We start from the raw sequence: 16393 nt of genomic DNA, 5'->3' as shown, positions 1-16393 counted from the left end.
TTTGCCTTAGGCATCCATGTCCGGGATATCGTCGCGGGGATGACAGAAACGGGGAGCACGGAGCCGGACCCGCACTGGTCGTTCGACGACGAGCGGGCGTTCGAGGCTGCGCGGAATCGCATCGGTGCGGTGATTGCGGCGTACAGCGCCCGCATCGGTGTCGCCGACGACGCCGGTGACGACGCCGAGGCCGATCGGCTGGCGGACGTGTCGGCCGGGTACGAGGAGCTGCGGCGCGGTCTGTCGCCCGACGACAAGGCCGAGATCGCGCGGATCAACGCGGAGTTCCCCGAACTACTCGCCCGGGTCCGCGCCGGTCAGCAATGAGCCGGCTGTCGAAGGAGAAGCTGGGGGAGTTCTACCAGCGGCGGATCCGGCCTGGACTCGCCCAGCACGGCCGCGGGCGCCCGCCGTGGCGGCAGCAGCCCACTGTGCTGTTCATCATCGGGCAGCCCGGCGCGGGCAAGACGACCATGCAGGCGGCGGCGATGGATCGCCTCGGTCTGAAGAAGGCGTACGTCCTCGACCACGACGAGCTGCTCGAGAAGCACCCCGAGTATGCGGGTGCGGCGCTCGACGACGACTACAGCGCGACGGTGGGCCACGCGGAGGACGCGGCGCAGTGGCGTGGGTGGGCGCTGCACGACGTGCAGGAACGGCGGATGGACGTCGTCGTGCCGTACCCGATCGGCAACCTCGAGCTGATGCGGTCGTTCCAGGAGAAGGGGTACCGGGTCGAGGTCGCGTTCGCCGCGGTGCACGAGTCGCAGAGCCAGCTCGGGATCATGGAGCGGTTCAACGACAGCCGGCAGGAGGTCGGGTACGGGCGGTGGATCGATGCGGCGCAGCACGATCAGCTCTACCGGGACATGCTGGACACGGCTGATGCGATCGAGGCGGAGGGGGCCGCCGATGCCGTGCACGTGTACCGGCGGGGCGAGGCCGAGCCGGTGTTCACGAACGAGCAGAAGAACGGCGTCTGGCGGCACCAGCTCGGGTCGAGCCGCTGGGCCATCGAGACCGAGCGGAACCGGCCGTGGACCGACCGGGAGGTCAACCACTTCGTCCGCGGCTACAACAGGCTCGCCGCCCTCGCCAGCCGGCCGCTCAAGGACCACTTCAAGGCGATGCCCCTGATGGCCACCCCGGAGGGCAATCGCCTCCTGGCCAAACTCCACCAAACAGCCGCGCCCAAAATAGCCGAGCACCAACGCCTAGCCACCCAAAAAGCCCAAGCCGAAGCCGCCAGAGCCCAAGCCGCCCAGCAACCGGCCCAGCAACCACAAGCCGTTCCGCAGCAACCCACACAACACCCGAACCAGGTCTGGCAGCAGCAGCCCCAGCAACCAGCGCAGCAGACTCAGCAAGCGGGACGGGGCTGGGGCCAGCAACCGAGCCAGCAGCCCCAGCAGCCGTCTGGGCAGCAAGCTGTTCGGCCCCAGCAGGCTCAGCAGCAGCCGCAGCAACCCACCCAACCGCAGCAGCCGAAGCAGATGCCTCCGCCGCCGCGGCATGCTCCGCATCAGCAGCATGTGGCCCAGTCGTGGCAGGAGCAGGCGACGCAGCAGCAGCCGCAGCAGCCGCCGTGGGCGCAGCAGACTGGGCAACAAGCCGTTCGACCCCAGCAGGCTCAGCCGCAGCAGCCGCAGCAGCCGCAGCAACCGGGGCAGGTTTGGGCCCAGCAGCCCCAGCAACCCGCGCAACCCGCGCAACCCGCGCAACCCGCGCAACCAGAGCACCTACCTCAGCATCCCCAGCAACCGAGCCAGCATCCCCAGCAACCGCAGCATCCCCAGCAGACGTCGTGGGCGCAGCAGCAGGCGGTGGCTGGTTCGCAGGACACGCGGTGGGCGGCGGGGGTGCAGGGTGGGCCGCGGGCAGTGGGTCAGCAGCAGGTCCCGCCGCCGCAGCACGCACCGCATCAGCAGACGCCCCAGCAGTTGCCGCAGCAGCCGCAGCAGCCGCAGCAACCGCCGCAAGTGGTGAACCCGACGCCTCGGCATGCTCCGGATCCGCGGCAGGGGCATGACTGGGAGCAGTTTGCGGTGCGGTTGCAGGCTGAGCAGAGCCCTGCGTCTGGTATTTCTGTGCCTGTGGTCGAGGCGCACTCCCAAGCTGAGGGTGAGCAGCGGCCGCATCGGGGACAGGGTGCGTCTCGTGACGAGCGCGGTGGCGGAGACAACGGTCGGTTGGCTCGGTGACCTCGGCCGGACCGTGTCGTACTGCAACGGACAGCGGCACACGGGCGTCCTGAGGGGTATGGAGGCAGTCTTGGCGGCAGCTGAGGTTCGGACGGGGCCGCTCGACTTCGAGGCGTGGGTCACCGAGAAGGCGGATGCCCTGCTGCGGTTCGCGTATGTCCTCACGGGCGACTCGACCCTGGCCGAGGACGCCGTACAGGACGCTCTGACGACGGCGTGCGCGCGGTGGGGCCGGGTGAGCCGTGCCGACGACCCCGAGGCGTACGTGAAGCGGATGGTGGTGAACGCGCACATCTCCTGGTGGCGGCGGTTCCGCCGGCGGGAGTCGCCGGTCGACGACCCGGTGCGCACGGCGCGCGCCGTTTCGGACGGTACGGCGGCCCGCGCGGAGGCGGATGCCATCTGGGACCTGTGCGCGACGCTCCCGGACAAGCAGCGAGCTGCCGTCGTACTGCGGTTCTACGAGGAGCTGTCGTACGCCGAGATCGCCCAGCTGCTGCACTGCGCGGAGGCGACTGCGCGGTCGCACGTACACCGAGCACTGGCCGCGTTGAAGACCACACTGAGCACGGAAGGAGCCGAGGATGCCTGAGCAGCACGACCCTGAGCAGGAGCTCGGCCCCAAGATCACCTCTGCGTTCCAGGACCACGCGGGCGCCCAGGGGATGGAGAAGACCGGTCTGGCGCGTGAAGCACGTCGACGGGTGCACCGCCGCCGGCAGGCGTTGTCGATGGCTGCTGGTGCAGTGCTGGTGGTTGCGGCCGTTGGTGGTGTGTGGGGGCTGCTTGGTGGTGAGTCACCAGTCGCCACCAGCAGTGACTCTGCTTCCGAGGGCAAGGCTGCCTCAGCGGAGCGGCCCTCACAGGGCATAGTGCCGAACTCCGAGTCCGAGAAGGCAAGCTGTCCGGTCCAGCACCCGATCCAGCAGGCCGCGGCGCCGAACGACGTACCGACAGGGACCGGGCTCGACCTGAGCACTCAGGTGACCGGTCTGCGCGCGTGCCGTTACAGCACGGGCCAGGGCGGTCTGCTCGGACAGCAGGAGTTCGACGCTGCCGTTGCGCAGCAGGTGGTTGACGCGATCAAGGTGCTCCCGGAGCGGAACCCGGGCCTGCCGGTGTTCAAGTGCGCTCCGCAGGCTGCCAAGCCGTCCGAGGCGATCGCGCTCCGCTTCACCACCGCAGCCGGGGTCAAGGAGATCTGGGTCGTGTACGACGGGTGTACGTCGGCCGGCTTCTTCACCGGTAGCCACGTCTACGGGCTGTACTCCGCGCCGCTGAAGCTGTTCATGACGGGCACTGTCCGCCCGTCCGGCGGCACCTACCTGAGCGCTCTCAAGGACTGGTAGCTCACTCGATCCCGCGGTCGGGCTTGCGGGCCGAGCCGATCTGCCGGACGTTGTCGGGCCGCCCGCCGGCGTCGACTGCCGAGTCATTGCGCTGGCTCGGCGCCGTGTGCGACCAAAGGAACTGCTGCAGCTTGGCGATCTCCTGCTCGCGCGCGTTCGGGTACAGCTGCTCCGGCAGCCGCTCGTAGTACTCCTTCTCGCGCCCCGCGACCGGTCGCTGCGCCGGCCAGCCCTTACTGGCCCAGTCCTGCCGGGTCGCTTCCTCGCGGTCGCGGAACGTGTCGCGCAGCGAGTCCGGCAGCTCCGGCGGCTCGATGTCCGGGTGCTCCGCGTTCCAGGACTCGTAATGGTCCGTGATGTCGTCCAGGTTCGAGCCGAACTCCGTCGCGGTCACCTGTCCCGAGTCCCAGCCCCACCTCTGTTTCGACCCGGGGTTCGTGAGTTCGCTCATCTCCGTCATCGTGAGGCCGCCGAGTCCGCGGCGGAGCGGCCCGGTCAGGTCCTCGCGCAGTTGGGCGCGGTGCGACTCCGGGATCAGCCCGCCCACCTGACGGTCGAGCGCCCGGTCGGCGATCGCGTTGAACCGCTGCGTCCGCGCGGTGCTGTCGATGAGGTCGCCGAGCTGGTCGCGATTCATCCCGAGGTCGCCGCCCAGCGAGTACATCAGCCGGTCCGTGGCCGCCGAGTATGCCGGGAACGCCGGAGCCTGAGCGCCCAAGGGCAGCGACTGTTCGGTCATGCTCTCGGCGATCCGGCCGCTGTACTCCCGGCTGAACTGGTCGCACCGTGCGTTCTCGAGCGCGACGTCCTCGAGCGACTGGATCGGTGTCGCGCCCGGCACGCTGTCGTCCCCTACCTCGGACATCGAGAGCCGTGCATTGAACACCGCCATCGTGGTCGCGCTTGCCGCCGCGAACCGCTCGTCGTGAGTCAGTGTTCGATCTGAGGTGTAGGCGGGGCGGGCCGGGTCGAGCACGTGTTCGCGGCTGATCGTCATGCTGCCGTCAGGAAGGCAGATGCCTGCGACCGGTCCGGGCTGCTCGTACAGCTTCCCGTTCCAGCGGGAGGGCCGGCCGGCGTACTCCGCGGCCTTGGCGACGACCGACGAGACCCAGTCGTGCTCCCAGGTACCGGCGGGGATCTCCGGTCCGCGCTCGAGGACCTCGTTCATCGGCTCTCCTTCGGCAGCCCGGCAAGCCGTTCCGCGAGCGAGCTGTTCATCAGCAGTAGGGCGGAACGCTGCTCCGGCGCCGCTTGTGGCAGCAGTTCACCGATCCGCTGGAGCGTCCGCTCGAGCTCGGCGACCAGCTCCTGCCCGGAGGCAGTCGACATCATGACTTCGGCGTACATCCGCTGCGCTTCACGATAGGCGTCCATCCCTGCCGATCATTCCTTTCCAAAGGGTCGACTACCGCCCGGGCGAGACCTGTCAGCACGCCACCCACCCCAGGCCACCCCGGCAGCTGCACCACTCGCGGCAGCACCTCCAGCCGCAGCCCCGGCTCCAGCCGCAGCCCCACCTCCGGCAGCAGCACCTCCTCCAGCTGCAGCCCCACCCCCGGCTGCGGCTCCTCCTCCTGCGGCAGCTGCTGCTCCACGCCCAGCGTCGGCCGCAACTGTTGCTGGGCCGGTGGTTGGTGCGGCTGCTGCCGGCGTGGGTCGGACGGAGGCGGTCGAATGGGCAGTGAGGAACTGGCGTAGGTGGTCGGTTTCCAGAGTGGACGGGCGGCCGTAGTGGGTTTCGATCCGCTCGACGAGGCCCCGCTGCTCGGGCGACATCGGCATCCGTGGCGGGTTGTCGCCGTGCCGCTGGTAGTGGCGTTCGATGTCGGCCAGCTCGCTTTCCAGGCGTTGCACAGCTGTCCCGGCTAGACCGCCCGCCTGGTCCGACAGCTCGTTCGGGAGGTCGGTCTTCGGGTCGTAGTCCGCGAGCTTCGCAAGCTCCTCGCGCAGCGGCCGGGTCAGCCGGAGGCGGATCTGCGACCGGTGCTCCGGCGGCATCAAACCGTCCAGCCGCGAGTCGATCACCACGTCGGCCATCGCGTTGTACCGCTGCGCGAACGGCGCCCGGTCGACAGCGGCCAGGACCTCTTCCGGCGACCGGCCGCTGATCTGCTGCAGGCCGTCCAGCACACCCTGTACGCCGGTCTGATACCCGGCGTAGAAGGTCCTGGCCGTCAGGTTGTTGATCCGCGGAACCGCTTTGTCCATGCCGATGTCTTCGATGACCTGGTTGACGACCCGGTCCCGGTTGATGTCCGCGAGCCCCTCGGTCAGGGCCACGCCCTCCGGCGACGTGTAGGCCACGGCGTCCGGCGCGGTCTCGTCGCCCACCGAGTTCTGGTGGTGATCGGTCTCGTGGACCACGTGCATCGCGCCGACCCGGGCCGCGCCGGTTTCCTTGAGGCTCAGCGGCCCGGTCGCGTCGTACGCGTGCATCACCGCGTCGATGACGTCCCGGCGGATCGTCATCGGTCCGTCGATCTGCGCCGTCCCGGTTGTGTCGCCGAGCTCCTCGAACAGCTGGCGGTTCCAGGAGGAGGGGCGGCCGGTGCGGCGTTCTACTGCGTCCACGATGGCGGCCACCCATTGGTACTCGCGGGTGCCGGGCAGGATCTCCGGGCCGACAGATGTCGTCACGCGCGCCACGATAACTGGTCGCGTGGGGGTTGCCGGGGCCGTCAGACTGGGGGGATGGGTCACGTGGATGTCGCCGGTGTGGGGTTCGAGCTGCCGGATGGGCGGGTGCTGCTGGACGACGTCACGTTCCGTGTCGGGGACGGCGCGAAGGTTGCGCTGGTCGGGGCGAACGGTTCGGGCAAGACCACCCTCACCAGGATCGTCGCCGGCGACCTGAAACCGCACAGCGGCAGCATCTCCCGGTCCGGTGGGCTGGGTGTGATGCGGCAGTTCGTCGGCTCGGTGCGCGACGCGTCGACCGTGCGCGACCTGCTGCTCGGTGTGGCGCCAGAGGCGATCCAGCAGGCCGCGGCCAAGCTGGACAAGGCCGAGCAGAAGATGATGGAGGCGGACGACGAGAAGACCCAGCTCCGGTATGCGCAGGCTGTGGCGGACTGGGGCGAGGTCGGTGGGTACGACGCGGAGGTCCTCTGGGACGTCTGTACGACGGCCGCACTCGGCGTACCGTTCGACCGCTGTCGCTGGCGTGAGGTGAAGACGCTGTCCGGTGGTGAGCAGAAGCGACTGGTGCTGGAGGCGTTGCTGCGCGGGCCGGACGAAGTACTGATGCTGGACGAGCCGGACAACTACCTCGACGTACCGGGGAAGCGGTGGCTGGAGGAGCAGCTGCGTAGCTCCGACAAGACCGTGCTGTACATCAGCCACGACCGGGAGCTGCTGGCCAACACCGCTACTCGGATTGTCACCGTGGAGCTCGGTGCGGCGGGTAATACCGCGTGGACGCACGGCGGCGGGTTCGCGACGTACCACGAGGCCCGGCGGCACCGGTTCGAGCGTTTCGAGGAGCTGCGCAAGCGCTGGGACGAGGAGCACGCCAAGCTGCGCGCACAGATGCTCATGTACAAGCAGAAGGCGGCGTACAACTCCGACATGGCTTCGCGCTACCGGGCCGCGCAGACGCGGCTGCGCAAGTTCGAGGAGGCTGGTCCGCCGCAGGCCTTGCCGCGCGAGCAGAAGGTCAGCATGCGCCTGACCGGCGGCCGCACCGGCAAGCGGGCCGTGGTGTGCACTGCACTCGAGCTGACCGGGCTGATGAAGCCCTTCGACCTAGAGGTCTGGTACGGCGAACGCGTCGCCGTACTGGGGTCCAACGGGTCCGGGAAATCGCACTTCCTGCGGCTGCTCGCCAACGGTGGTTCGGATCCGGATGTGGAGCACCAGCCTGTTGGCGACGTACAGATCCCGTCTGTGGCGCACACCGGCAACGCCAAGCTCGGTGCGCGCGTGCGGCCCGGCTGGTTCGCGCAGACCCACGAGCACCCGGAGCTGGTCGGTCGGACGTTGCTGGAGATCCTGCACCGCGGTGACGACCACCGTGACGGTATGGGGCGCGAGCTGGCGTCGCGGAAGCTGGACCGGTACGAGCTGGCGCACGCGGCCGAGCAGACCTTCGACAGCCTGTCAGGCGGTCAGCAGGCCCGCTTCCAGATCCTCCTCCTGGAGCTGTCCGGTGCGACCCTGCTGCTCCTCGACGAGCCCACCGACAACCTGGACGTCGAGTCGGCCGAAGCGCTGGAAGAGGGCCTCGACTCGTTCGACGGCACCGTCCTCGCAGTGACCCACGACCGCTGGTTCGCCCGGGGCTTCGACCGCTACCTGGTCTTCGGCGCCGACGGCTCGGTCTACGAACCCGACGAGCCGGTCTGGGACGAAGGTCGCGTCCAACGCGCTCGCTGAGCCTTACAGTTCTTCCACACCGTGGAGGGGGACTGCGATGACAGGCGATCTGGCTGCCCGCTGGGCCGGCACAGTCGTTCCGAGCTGGCTCTACCGCTGGCTCCTGCCGGTTGTCTGGCTCGGGGCGATCGTGGCGTCGGTCGCCGGTGACACGGGCGGCTGCTCGATCGACGACCCCAGGGTCTGCGGCCCGGACCGGACGTTCTCACTGGCGATGATCGCCTGCTTCGCGTCCCTCGTCCTGCTGTGGTGGCGGCCGATCGTCGCAGCGGTTGCCGGTGTGCTGTTCATGGTCCTAGACCTCCGGTACGACGACATCACCTCAGCGCGGATCGGCTGGAGCGTGTACGGCGTCCTGTGCGCCGTACTGCTCCTCTGGAGCTTCACGAGCCGCAGTAGACAACGGTCCCTGGCTGCGCGGATGCCACGACAGCAGGTGCAGGTGCCGGCTGCAGCAACGATCGGTGTGACCAGCAGACTCCTCGTGGCGGGCGGTCTGGTGCTGGTGGGCGCAGCCGCGCTCGGTCTGATGCACTGGCAGGACCAGCGCGAGGAAACGCATCTACGACGTGCCGTCGAGCAGACCGCTGTCGTGAAGGGCATGAACAAGGACGGAGACCTCGTTCTGCAGCTGCCCAGCGGCAGCAGTCACACCGTGACCGTGGTGGACGACTACGACACCGGAGCGGACGTCCCGGTCCTCGTCGACCCTGCGGACCCGGACTGGCTCCGGCTGCGCGCAGAGCTCGCCGACTACACCCCTTGGTACACGGTGGCCGGTGGCGCCTGGGTGCTGGCCGTCCTGTTTCTGCTGCGCGACATCCGGCTCCGCAGAGCCCGTCCGCGCAGGTCCTGGAACGGACAGGCCCTGCCGGTCCGGATCGCGCCGGACATCTCCTCTGCGTTCGCGGTCCGGTCGGCGGACGGCGCGGTCCTGCTGGGCTTTCTCGAGACCGATCTGGACGACGAGGAGAGCGACCTGCGGTTGTTCGACGCCTTCAGTGCTCTCGACGAGGACGAAGACGACGCACCGGCGAAGCTCAAGCGGGAGTGGGCGGAAACACTCAAGCGGTACCGCGGCGACGCACTGCTGGTCGGTGACCTGGCTGAGGGCGGCTGGCCGACGCTCGTGCTCGGTGATCAGGTGCTCCGGCCGGTCAGCCCGTTCCGGGCCCCGCGGAGCATGCCGTGGCGTGCCGAGTCCACGCAAGGCCTGGCAGAGCAGGACCCAGACAGCAGCAAGCCGTCCAAGCCGAGCGTAGATCCGGCGCTGGAGGTGCCGACGCTGCCGTGGGAGGTACCGCTGCAGGCTCGGTCCTGGTGGAGCCTGCCGGCGCTGATCGGCGTACTGGTGGTTGGGCCGGTTGCAGTCGGGACCCTTGCGAACTGGGGCGAATGGTTCCCCGCCTTGATGGCGACGGCCGTCGGTGCGCAGCTGGTGCACTCGCTCGGCTCACGTGCGTTCTTCCGGGTGACTGCGACTGCCACCGACCTGTGGATTCGCACCGGCTGGTTCGAGCGGCGCCTGTCGTGGCGGGCCGTGGAGGCGGTCGAGGTCGAGGACGAGGGGCTCAGCCTGGAGGCAGGTGACGACTGGCACGTTGTCGGCGGTATCGCGAACAGGGACCTGCCCAAGGTCGCAGCCGTGTTCGAGGCGCTCCGTCTGCGTTCGCACACCGGCCTGCCGGAGGAGCCCATCGCTCGCCGGTTCTCACCGGTCCTGCTGATCAACGCGGTCTACGTGGCCATCTGCGCACTCATCCTGTTACTGAGCCGCTGGAACCCGTTCTAAGGCGCCACGCACCAGCCGTCGCGGTACGCCGCCCAGTGTTCGTCGGTGGCCGCGAAGTCGACGTACAAGGCCAGACCGAAGTTCTGACGAGGCGAGTCGCCCAGACCGAGGCGTGCGCCGCGGACTGCCGCGCTGACGGTCTCCGCGTTGCCCCAATGGCTCGGGTTGTTCTCCCAGTACGCCGGGAGGCCCATGAGGAGGTCCGTGGCCGGTGGGGTGACCTCCAGCGCCAGCTTGGTCTGCTTGGCGACGTACCCGCCGTACAAGGACTCCAGCGGCTGCGCGGTGTCGTAGGACATGACTGCGACCTGGTTGACCCGTTCCGCGACCTGGCGGAAGTAGTCCTGCGACCACCACTTGTCGACAGGGATCGCGTGCAGGTACCAGAGCGGGTCGATCTGCGCCGCCGCGACCGACAACGTCGTACCCAACGCACGGGTCTCGTCCAGCACGGCCAGGTAGCCCTTCGACCCGGACCGCACCGGCTCGAAGTCGTAGTGGATGCCTTGAAACCCCTGCTGCAGAACGGTGGACGCCGACGCGACGACCCGCTGACGGACGGCCGAATCATCGAGGTTCATACCGGGGTCCTTGCCCGGCTGTACGACGTCACCGAGCCAGGCCTGCACTCGTACGGCGGGAGCCGCGGCATGCACCGCCTCGACGAACCAGCGCGCCTTCGGAGAAACCTTTGCCAACGGCAACGAGCCGTCGTGTTCCAGCGGACCGGTGTGCACGTAGAGATCGCGGATGCCGGTGCCCTGCAACCGTTGCGCCAGCGCGGTCACGTCGGCGGCGGTCTTCCGGCCGTCGACCCAGGCGTGACCGAGCCAGATCGCGTCCTGGTTGCGGGTCCGGGCGGACGGGTCGCCGGCGTACTGCACGCGCAATGAGATCGCGTAGGCCCCGAGCGGGAGGATCAGGAGCAGCAGCAGGGCAACGACGATCTTGAGGACGCGTTTCACCGGCGAGGCTTCAGGCCGTCGTAGATCAGCGCGAGCATCCGGTCGCGGGTCTCGGGGTCGAGCTTGGCCGCGGTCGCGCCGCGGGACGCGCCGATCAGCAACGCGTACACCTCGGGCATCTCCGCATCGGCACGGACCGCGCCGGCTTTCTGGGCCGCGGTCAGCAACCCGCTGAACGCCTCCCGCATCCCGCGACCGGCCTCCCGCGCCTCTTCGCCGGCCGCCGCCCCCGCCGCGGTCAGCGCTTCGGCGATCGCGAGCTTCGACGCGGACTCGGACACGACCTGCGTGAAGAACTCGAAGAACGCCGGACCTGGGTCGTCGCTCCCAGCCAGCTCCAGGGCCCGGTCGCGGATCCGCTCCAGGCGCAGCGTCAGGACGGCCTCGAGCAGTTCGGTCTTGGTCGCGAAGTGCCGGAACACGGTCGCGATCCCGACCCCGGCCAGCCTGGCCACGTCGTCGGTGGACGCCCCCGGCGACTGCCCGAAGACGTCGTCCGCGGCCGTCATGATCCTGGCCCGATTGTCCCGCGCGTCTGCCCGCACCCCAGCTCCCCTCCGTCGCACCTCAGCCTAGAAGACGCCAGGAACTCTCAAGAGGTTGTAAACGAAGTTGTGACTCCATATATTCGAAGTCGTCACTCCGCTTATCTTGTGAGGAACCCGATGACTCCTGAAGAGGTCTTCCTGAAGCTGGTGCACGGCGTCGCCGACCGCGACTTCGCCGTCCTGCCCGAGCTGTACGCCGAGCAGACCGACGTCCGGCACCCGATGAACCCGTACGGCGACCACCCGCTGCTCAGCCGGGACGCGCTCCGCAAGCACTTCGGCGGGGTCGGCCCGCGGGTCACCGAGGTGGTGCGCTTCCAGCCGGACAACCTCCGGGTGCACGAAACCACCGACCCCGAGGTGATCGTGGCCGAGTTCGAGTACGCCGGGACGATCGTGGCGACCGGCGAGCCGTTCCGGGTGCCGGCGATCTTCGTACTGCGGGTGCGGGACGGGCTGATCGTGGAGTCCCGGGACTACATCGACCACCTGGCGATGATCCGCGCCCGCGGTCAGGTGGACCAACTCGTCGCGCACCTCCGGGAACCGGCCGAGGCGCCGGCCGCGTCCTAGTCCGCAGAGGCGCCGAACGGCCCCGGACCGCGACCCATCGTCCGCCCGGGGCCGTTTCCAACGACACCGCTCCGCGGCGGGCATCCTTGTCGACAAGCAACGCTCAAACGCGTGTGAGCCCGGATGCCTGGAATATCCGCTCCTGGCCTGTGCACGAGACGACGCCGATCCGGGTTGTGTCTACGAAGCCTCCACCGACGGCTATCTCGTCGCCTGGCCGGCAGGCCACCTGTCCAGTTGCATCAACCAGGGCGAGTGAGCCGTCACGGAGTGCGACACTCCAGCCTGGAGGCCAGGCGACATCGATGTCGACGAGTCTGTCGGGGACGGCAGGAGTGCTCATGACGGTGCGGACTACCAGGCAGTTTGTTGAGGTGTCGATCCCGAGGGTTCCGATCAACTGAGCCTGTAAATCCACGGTAGGGGCTTTACGTTGAACTGTGAGACCAGGCATCGCCGCTCCAAGTCTTGATCAGGGCAAGAGAGGCGAGGCCCGCACCTTGCTGCTGATGTAGGTGACCGGTACCCAGACGCATCCCTGGTATCCGGGCGCGGCCACAAAAGAACAGCCGCCGCGAAACGGTGTCCGTTTCGCGGCGGCTGCTCTAGATCTTCTTCCGGGGTCAGCGGTCGCCCATCGGGACGTACTGGACGCCTCGCGCGCCGGTGTAGATCTGCTTCGGCCGGGCGATCTTCTGGTCGCCGTCGCCGAGCATCTCCAGCCACTGCGCCAGCCAGCCGGAGGTCCGCGGGATCGCGAACAGCACAGTGAACATGTCCGGCGGGAACTGCAGCGCCTCGTAGATCAGGCCGGAGTAGAAGTCGACGTTCGGGTAGAGCTTGCGGGAGACGAAGTACTCGTCCTCCAGCGCGATCTTCTCCAGCTCGACGGCGATCTTCAGCAGCGGGTTGATCCCGGTGACCTCGAAGACGTCGTCGGCGGCCTTCTTGATGATCTTCGCCCGCGGGTCGTAGTTCTTGTAGACCCGGTGGCCGAAGCCCATCAGCCGCTCTTCGCCGTTCTTCACGCCCTCGATGAACGACGGCACATTGTCGACCGAGCCGATCCGGCGGAGCATCTTCAGCACCGCCTCGTTGGCGCCGCCGTGCAGCGGGCCGTAGAGCGCGCCGATCCCGCCGGCCACCGCGGTGTACGGGTCGACCTGGGTCGAGCCGATCGCGCGGACCGCGTTCGTGGAGGCGTTCTGCTCGTGGTCGGCGTGCAGGATGAACAGGATCTCCAGCGCCCGCACCAGGCGGTCGTCGGCGGCGTACTTCGGCTCGCTCATCTTGAACAGCATCGACAGGAAGTTCGCCGTGTAGCTGAGCTCGTTGTCCGGGTACACGTACGGCTTGCCCTGGGCGTGCCGGAACGCGAACGCGCCGAGCGTCGGCATCTTTGCGATCAGCCGCCGGATCTGCAGCGCCCGGGACTCCTCGTCGAAGATGTTGCGCGACTCGGGGTAGAACGTGGACAGCGCGCCGACCGAGGCCAGCAGCATGCCCATCGGGTGCGCGTCGTACCGGAAGCCCTGCATGAAGGTCTTCAGGTTCTCGTGCACGAACGTGTGATACGTCACGTCGTGCGCCCAGGCCTCGTACTCCGCCTTGTTCGGCAGCTTGCCGTTCACCAGCAGGTAAGCCACCTCGAGGTAGTTCGACTGCTCGGCGAGCTGCTCGATCGGGTACCCGCGGTACTCCAGGATGCCCTTGTCGCCGTCGATGAAGGTGACGGAGGAACGGCAGGACGCGGTGTTGACGAAGCCGGGGTCGTAGGTGGCCAGGCCACCGTCGCCGTCGGATGCGCTGATCTGCTTGAGGTCTGCGGCACGGATGGTGCCATCGGTGATGGCAAGGTCGAAGTCCTTGCCGGTCCGGTTGTCCCGGACGGTGAGCGACTGTTCGGTCACAATGCCCTCTTCGGAAGCTGGCGTCATCGCCTGGATGAATGAGGGTAGATCAGCCGGCGGGACGCGGGTTCGGACTGCAATCTTCACCGCTAAACTAGTGCGGTCCTCAGCTGCTTCCAAGCCGGGGGCCCCTCGGCGTGTGGGCTCGCTTTGACCCGAACGTGGCCGCGCCGGTATTCTGGGCTGCTGTTGTGCGTTCCAGGTCCGGTACAGACACTGTCTTGTCGGCTGACCGCTCGCCGACGTCCAGTTTTGTTCAACCTCTGAGAAACGAAGGTCAACGACCGTGCGCACGTACAGCCCGAAGCCTGCTGACGTCACTCGCGAGTGGCACGTGATCGACGCCACCGACGTCACGCTCGGTCGGCTCGCCGTCCAGATCGCCACCCTGCTGCGCGGCAAGCACAAGCCGACGTTCGCTCCGCACGTGGACGGCGGCGACTTCGTCGTGGTCGTCAACGCTTCCAAGGTGGCCCTGTCCGGCACCAAGCGGACCGACAAGCTGGCGTACCGCCACTCGGGTCACCCGGGTGGTCTGACGGCGACGCCGATCGGCGAGATCCTCGACAAGGACCCGCGTAAGGCCGTCGAGAAAGCCGTCTGGGGCATGCTCCCGAAGAACCGCCTGAGCCGGAAGCTGCTGACCAAGCTGAAGGTGTACGCCGGTCCGGAGCACCCGCACACGGCGCAGCAGCCGAAGCCGTTCGAGATCACCCAGATCGCCCAGTAAGCGATCGACGAACCAGGTAAACGAGGATTCACAGCGTGAGCGACATCACCACCGAGACCGAAGAGTTCGACACCGAGGTCCCCATCGACACCGAGGGCCCGGTCGCCTACACCTCCGAGACGAACCCGGCTCCGGAGCAGCGCGCCGAGACGGGTCGGGTCGCGGTCATCAACCCGGCCGGCGCCACCGGCCGTCGCAAGGAGGCCGTCGCTCGCGTTCGGATCGTCCCGGGCAGCGGCAAGTGGAAGATCAACGGGAAGGACCTCGACGTCTACTTCCCGAACAAGGTCCACCAGCAGCACGTGAACGAGCCGTTCGTCGTCGCGGGCCTCGAGGGCTCGTACGACGTGATCGCCCGGATCAACGGCGGCGGCATCACCGGCCAGGCCGGTGCGCTGCAGCTCGGCGTGGCTCGCTGCCTGAACGACGCCGACCGTGAGGCCAACCGCAAGGGCCTGAAGTCGGCCGGTCTGCTCAGCCGCGACGCGCGGATCAAGGAGCGCAAGAAGGCCGGTCTCAAGAAGGCCCGTAAGGCGCCTCAGTACAGCAAGCGCTGATCACCTGATGGGACGTTTGTTCGGCACGGACGGAGTCCGTGGCCTGGCGAACGTGGACCTGACCGCGGAGCTGGCGCTCGACCTTTCGGTCGCGGCAGCTCACGTACTCGGCGAGGCCGGTGCCTTCGAAGGGCACCGGCCACGCGCCGTTGTGGGCCGGGATCCGCGTGCCAGTGGTGAGTTCCTGGAAGCCGCCGTGGTGGCCGGTCTGGCCAGCGCCGGCGTCGACGTGGTCCGGCTCGGCGTACTGCCGACACCGGCCGTGGCGCACCTGACCGGTTCGACCGGCGCCGATCTCGGCGTGATGCTGTCCGCCAGCCACAACCCGATGCCAGACAACGGCATCAAGTTCCTGGCCCGCGGCGGGATCAAGCTCGACGACGTGATCGAGGACGCCATCGAGGCCCGGATGGGCGAGGAGTGGCAGCGCCCGACCGGCGCGTCCGTCGGCCGGGTGACCGACGACGGGCAGGGTTTCGAGACGTATGTCTCGCACCTGGTCCGCTCGTCACCGAACCGGTTCGACGGTCTCAAGGTCGTGATCGACTGCGCGAACGGCGCCGCCTCGCAGACCGCGCCGGAGGCACTGCGCCGGCTCGGCGCCGAGGTGATCACGGTCGCCGCCGCCCCGGACGGGCTGAACATCAACCTGAACTGCGGCTCCACGCACATCGACGGCCTGCAGCGTGAGGTCGTCGGGCACCGCGCCGATGTCGGCATCGCGCTCGACGGCGACGCGGACCGCTGCCTGGCGGTGGACGCGAACGGCGAGCTCGTCGACGGCGACCAGATCCTCGCGATCCTGGCGCTGGCGATGCGGGACAGCGGCAAGCTGTCGAACGACACCGTGGTCGCGACCGTGATGAGCAACCTGGGCTTCGTGCAGGCGATGGTCCGGGAGCGGATCGCGGTCGAGCAGACCAAGGTCGGCGACCGGTACGTGCTCGAGGCGATGAAGGCCGGCGGCCACAAGCTCGGCGGTGAGCAGTCCGGGCACGTGATCCTGTCCGACCACGCGACCACCGGCGACGGCACGCTGACCGCGGTCATGCTGCTGGCCCGGGTGGCCCAGACCGGCAAGAGCCTGGCCGATCTGGCCGGTGCGATGACCCGCCTCCCGCAGGTCCTGGTCAACGTGAAGAACGTGGACAAGTCCCGCGCGGGCACCGACCCCGCGGTGCAGTCCGCGGTCGCCGAGGCCACCACGCGCCTGGGCGACACCGGCCGAGTCCTGCTCCGCCCGTCGGGCACCGAGCCCCTCGTCCGGGTCATGGTCGAAGCCGAGTCCTCGGACACCGCCGACGAGATCGCCCACTCCCTCGCAGACGTAGTCGCTTCCTCGCTGAAGCTCTGAAAGCAGCAAAGTACGCCGGAGAGCCACCTGGTTCTCC

At 68.5% G+C, this 16393-nt stretch carries 16 protein-coding genes; 10 read left to right on the top strand and 6 right to left on the bottom strand.

Features of this window, described 5'->3' with window-relative positions:
• Nucleotides 1–39 precede the first annotated feature (39 nt).
• Genes E0H45_RS05425 through E0H45_RS05410 form a run of 4 tightly spaced genes read left to right on the top strand, consistent with a single transcriptional unit; the run spans nt 40 to nt 3550 of the window.
• Nucleotides 40–327, top strand: a complete 288-nt coding sequence (locus E0H45_RS05425) for a hypothetical protein (protein ID WP_131335159.1) — start codon at nt 40–42, stop codon at nt 325–327.
• The gene (locus E0H45_RS05420) at nt 324–2201 is read left to right on the top strand and encodes a zeta toxin family protein (protein ID WP_131335158.1); all 1878 of its coding nucleotides are present in this window, start codon (nt 324–326) and stop codon (nt 2199–2201) included. The genes E0H45_RS05425 and E0H45_RS05420 overlap by 4 nt, the downstream gene beginning before the upstream one ends.
• Nucleotides 2158–2793 carry a SigE family RNA polymerase sigma factor gene (locus E0H45_RS05415; RefSeq protein ID WP_238154812.1) on the top strand — a complete coding sequence of 212 codons (636 nt, stop codon included), beginning with the start codon at nt 2158–2160 and terminating at the stop codon, nt 2791–2793. Before E0H45_RS05420 ends, E0H45_RS05415 begins: the two co-directional genes overlap by 44 nt.
• Entirely contained in the window at nt 2786–3550 is a 765-nt protein-coding gene (locus tag E0H45_RS05410; RefSeq protein WP_131335157.1) for a hypothetical protein, read from the top strand. Before E0H45_RS05415 ends, E0H45_RS05410 begins: the two co-directional genes overlap by 8 nt.
• Before the next feature lies 1 nt (nt 3551).
• Here E0H45_RS05410 and E0H45_RS05405 read toward each other — a convergent pair whose 3' ends face one another.
• From E0H45_RS05405 to E0H45_RS05395, 3 genes are read right to left on the bottom strand one after another with little or no spacing between them, the layout of a single operon-like run.
• Nucleotides 3552–4721: a hypothetical protein gene (locus E0H45_RS05405; RefSeq protein WP_131335156.1), complete on the bottom strand. Its 1170-nt coding sequence runs from the start codon at nt 4719–4721 to the stop codon at nt 3552–3554.
• Nucleotides 4718–4927, bottom strand: coding sequence for a hypothetical protein (locus E0H45_RS05400; protein ID WP_131335155.1), 210 nt, complete (start codon nt 4925–4927; stop codon nt 4718–4720). Before E0H45_RS05400 ends, E0H45_RS05405 begins: the two co-directional genes overlap by 4 nt.
• Before the next feature lie 9 nt (nt 4928–4936).
• The gene (locus E0H45_RS05395) at nt 4937–6190 is read right to left on the bottom strand and encodes a hypothetical protein (RefSeq protein ID WP_131335154.1); all 1254 of its coding nucleotides are present in this window, start codon (nt 6188–6190) and stop codon (nt 4937–4939) included.
• Between the two features lie 54 nt (nt 6191–6244).
• Between E0H45_RS05395 and E0H45_RS05390 the strand changes: the two genes are divergently transcribed.
• Both E0H45_RS05390 and E0H45_RS05385 read left to right on the top strand, forming a co-directional pair.
• Nucleotides 6245–7927 (top strand): ABC-F family ATP-binding cassette domain-containing protein, encoded by a 1683-nt coding sequence (locus tag E0H45_RS05390; RefSeq protein WP_131335153.1) that lies wholly within the window; start codon nt 6245–6247, stop codon nt 7925–7927.
• 37 nt (nt 7928–7964) lie between these two features.
• A complete protein-coding gene (locus E0H45_RS05385; protein WP_131335152.1) occupies nt 7965–9719 on the top strand; it encodes a hypothetical protein in 1755 nt (584 codons plus the stop codon).
• Here the strand turns inward: E0H45_RS05385 and E0H45_RS05380 are convergent.
• Together E0H45_RS05380 and E0H45_RS05375 are read right to left on the bottom strand one after the other, a co-directional pair.
• Complete coding sequence (locus E0H45_RS05380) at nt 9716–10684, bottom strand: glycoside hydrolase family 18 protein (RefSeq protein WP_131335151.1); 969 nt, start codon at nt 10682–10684, stop codon at nt 9716–9718. The two genes, E0H45_RS05385 and E0H45_RS05380, sit on opposite strands and share 4 nt — an antisense overlap.
• Complete coding sequence (locus tag E0H45_RS05375; protein WP_238154811.1) at nt 10681–11229, bottom strand: TetR/AcrR family transcriptional regulator; 549 nt, start codon at nt 11227–11229, stop codon at nt 10681–10683. Before E0H45_RS05375 ends, E0H45_RS05380 begins: the two co-directional genes overlap by 4 nt.
• Before the next feature lie 120 nt (nt 11230–11349).
• Here E0H45_RS05375 and E0H45_RS05370 point away from each other — a divergent pair, with 120 nt between their 5' ends.
• On the top strand, nt 11350–11805 hold the full coding sequence (locus E0H45_RS05370) for a nuclear transport factor 2 family protein (protein WP_131335150.1): 456 nt from the start codon (nt 11350–11352) through the stop codon (nt 11803–11805).
• A 623-nt stretch (nt 11806–12428) separates the two neighbouring features.
• On the opposite strand, the gene E0H45_RS05365 is transcribed toward E0H45_RS05370, so the two are convergent.
• Nucleotides 12429–13715 (bottom strand): citrate synthase, encoded by a 1287-nt coding sequence (locus E0H45_RS05365; protein WP_238154810.1) that lies wholly within the window; start codon nt 13713–13715, stop codon nt 12429–12431.
• A 286-nt stretch (nt 13716–14001) separates the two neighbouring features.
• Between E0H45_RS05365 and rplM the strand changes: the two genes are divergently transcribed.
• From rplM to glmM, 3 genes are read left to right on the top strand one after another with little or no spacing between them, the layout of a single operon-like run.
• Nucleotides 14002–14445 carry a 50S ribosomal protein L13 gene (rplM, locus tag E0H45_RS05360; protein WP_131286311.1) on the top strand — a complete coding sequence of 148 codons (444 nt, stop codon included), beginning with the start codon at nt 14002–14004 and terminating at the stop codon, nt 14443–14445.
• Between the two features lie 35 nt (nt 14446–14480).
• Complete coding sequence (gene rpsI / locus E0H45_RS05355) at nt 14481–15002, top strand: 30S ribosomal protein S9 (RefSeq protein WP_131335148.1); 522 nt, start codon at nt 14481–14483, stop codon at nt 15000–15002.
• A gap of 7 nt (nt 15003–15009) precedes the next feature.
• Entirely contained in the window at nt 15010–16356 is a 1347-nt protein-coding gene (gene glmM, locus E0H45_RS05350; protein WP_131335147.1) for a phosphoglucosamine mutase, read from the top strand.
• Nucleotides 16357–16393 lie beyond the last annotated feature (37 nt).

Source organism: Kribbella soli, assembly GCF_004331345.1.
GTDB classification, from domain to species: domain Bacteria; phylum Actinomycetota; class Actinomycetes; order Propionibacteriales; family Kribbellaceae; genus Kribbella; species Kribbella soli.
Note: the sequence above shows the minus strand (reverse complement) of the source record. Positions and strands in the feature narration are given on the sequence as shown.

Excerpts from the sequence above, each read along its gene's own strand:
- E0H45_RS05425 (WP_131335159.1), top strand. The coding sequence starts at position 40 with ATGACAGAAACGGGGAGCACGGAGCCGGACCCGCACTGGTCGTTCGAC.
- E0H45_RS05420 (WP_131335158.1), top strand. The coding sequence starts at position 324 with ATGAGCCGGCTGTCGAAGGAGAAGCTGGGGGAGTTCTACCAGCGGCGG.
- E0H45_RS05410 (WP_131335157.1), top strand. The coding sequence starts at position 2,786 with ATGCCTGAGCAGCACGACCCTGAGCAGGAGCTCGGCCCCAAGATCACC.
- E0H45_RS05405 (WP_131335156.1), bottom strand. The coding sequence starts at position 4,721 with ATGAACGAGGTCCTCGAGCGCGGACCGGAGATCCCCGCCGGTACCTGG.
- E0H45_RS05400 (WP_131335155.1), bottom strand. The coding sequence starts at position 4,927 with ATGGACGCCTATCGTGAAGCGCAGCGGATGTACGCCGAAGTCATGATG.
- E0H45_RS05390 (WP_131335153.1), top strand. The coding sequence starts at position 6,245 with ATGGGTCACGTGGATGTCGCCGGTGTGGGGTTCGAGCTGCCGGATGGG.
- E0H45_RS05385 (WP_131335152.1), top strand. The coding sequence starts at position 7,965 with ATGACAGGCGATCTGGCTGCCCGCTGGGCCGGCACAGTCGTTCCGAGC.
- E0H45_RS05370 (WP_131335150.1), top strand. The coding sequence starts at position 11,350 with ATGACTCCTGAAGAGGTCTTCCTGAAGCTGGTGCACGGCGTCGCCGAC.
- glmM (WP_131335147.1), top strand. The coding sequence starts at position 15,010 with ATGGGACGTTTGTTCGGCACGGACGGAGTCCGTGGCCTGGCGAACGTG.